2 protein-coding genes are annotated in these 2036 nt (G+C 30.8%); both read right to left on the bottom strand.

All coding sequences use genetic code 11. From position 1 onward, the window contains the following. On the bottom strand, positions 1-1224 hold a 1224-nt coding region (locus tag KJ971_07580; protein ID MBU1145691.1), incomplete at its 3' end, for an HsdR family type I site-specific deoxyribonuclease. Positions 1225-1297: 73 nt separating this feature from the next. Then, complete coding sequence (locus KJ971_07585) at positions 1298-1678, bottom strand: GxxExxY protein (protein ID MBU1145692.1); 381 nt, start codon at positions 1676-1678, stop codon at positions 1298-1300. Positions 1679-2036 lie beyond the last annotated feature (358 nt).

Genomic DNA, 2036 nt, shown 5'->3' on the forward strand with positions numbered 1-2036 from the left:
ATCAAAAATAAATATCACTTGCTTATCATATATAGCTAATTCTGTTTCGCTTTTAATAAGGTTATTCAGTTTTTGAATCGTTGTAACAATAATTTTATTATCATCTTTTTCAATGTTACGCTTTAACCCTGCTGTACTTTCTGAACCATTAACACAATCAGGCGAAAAACGCTGATACTCTTTCATAGTCTGATAATCTAGGTCTTTCCTATCTACAACAAAAAATACTTTATCTATAAAATCCAGTTCAGTAGCCAAACGAGCAGCTTTAAAACTAGTAAGAGTTTTCCCCGAACCTGTTGTGTGCCAAATATATCCTCCACTTTCAGTAGTTCTCCATTTTTTTGCTAGGTACGAACTTTTAATTTTACACAAAATTCTTTCAGTGGCGGCAATTTGATAAGGACGCATAACCAGCAGGTTATCACTCACATCAAAAACTGAATATTTCAATAGTACATTCAATAAAGTGTTTTTCTGAAAAAATGTAGCAGTGAAGTCTTTTAAATCTTTAATCAGGGTATTATCCGCTTTTGCCCAATTCATAGTAAAATCAAAACTGTTCTTATCACGTTTAGTAGTATTAGCAAAATAACGGCTATCTGTACCATTTGAAATTACAAAAATCTGTAAATATTTAAATAGGGAGTTTTCTGAATTAAGACTTTCTTTACTATATCTATGAATCTGATTAAAGGCTTCACGAATAGCAATTCCACGCTTTTTAAGCTCCACTTGTACTAAAGGTAAGCCATTGACTAAAATTGTAACATCATATCTATTAGAGTGAGTTCCTGTTTGTTCAAATTGGGAAATTACCTGCACTTTATTTTTTGCAATATTCTTTTTGTCTACAAGGTAAATGTTTTGAATATGTCCATCATCAAAGACAAAGTCATAAATATAATCATTATGAATTTTGCGAGTTTTATCAATATGGTTATCACTAGGTTTATCTAAAAACTGTTCACAAAACCTCAGCCATTCAGCATCTGAAAATTGAACATTATTGAGGGCTTGCAGTTGTTCGCGTATATTAGCAAGCATTTTTTCAGTAGTATTTAAACCTTTTACATGTTCATAGCCTTGATTTACTAGATCTTGAATCAGTTCTCTTTCTAAATCGGCTTCTGTTTGATAGCTAGCTCCTTGCTGGTCTATCTTTGTATATTTATCTAATACTATGAAGTTGTTTGATTCTGCAATGGTTTTATAATCACACATCTTTATGCCTCCTTTTATTGTCTGAACTACGGATTTTAATCCTAAAAATCCTTAAATCTGTGTAATCCGTGGTTCAGACTTTATTATTAACGAGTCTCTTGTATTCCAAACTTTTATTTCCAAAATTGACCAATAACCCAACTTCTAAGTTAAATGCTTCCAAATAATTTAAAATTTGTGCCAGATGAACATCTTCAAGTTTAGTTATTGCCTTTAATTCTACTAAAACTTTTCCTTCTACTAAAAAATCTACTCTTCTTGTTCCAACATCAACACCACTATAAAATATAGTTTGTTCCTTTTCTCTTTCAAATGACATTCCTTGATGATGCATTTCAATTGCAAGACAACGTTGATATATTAATTCCTGAAATCCATTTCCTAATTTGCCATGTACTTTCATTGAACATCCAATTATTTTATGTGTAATTTCCTCATATTTTAAATTTCCCATTTAAGCTCCTCTCCTTTAATTGTCAGAACCGCAGATTACGCAGATTTAAGGATTATTAGGATTAAAATCAATATCCTCCTTTAATCCATCAATAGCAAATAACCATATCTCTAAATTGCTTCTTTTAAACATCCGAGCCATCCTTTAATGTCAGAACCACAGATTACACAGATTAAAAGATTTTTAGGATTAACCTCATTAAATCAATATCCTCCTTTAATCCATCAATAGCAAATAACCATATCTCTAAATTGCTTCTTTTAAACATCCGAGCCATCCTTTAATTGTCAGAACCACAGATTAGACAGATTTAAAGATTTTTAGGATTAACCTCATTAAATCAATATCATCATTTAAT

The sequence above is a fragment of the Bacillota bacterium genome, from assembly GCA_018818595.1.
In the GTDB taxonomy this organism is placed as follows: Bacteria; Bacillota_I; Bacilli_A; order Izemoplasmatales; family Hujiaoplasmataceae; genus JAHIRM01.

Bases quoted from the DNA above. Each gene is read 5' to 3' on its own strand.
- KJ971_07585 (MBU1145692.1), bottom strand. From the start codon at position 1,678: ATGGGAAATTTAAAATATGAGGAAATTACACATAAAATAATTGGATGT.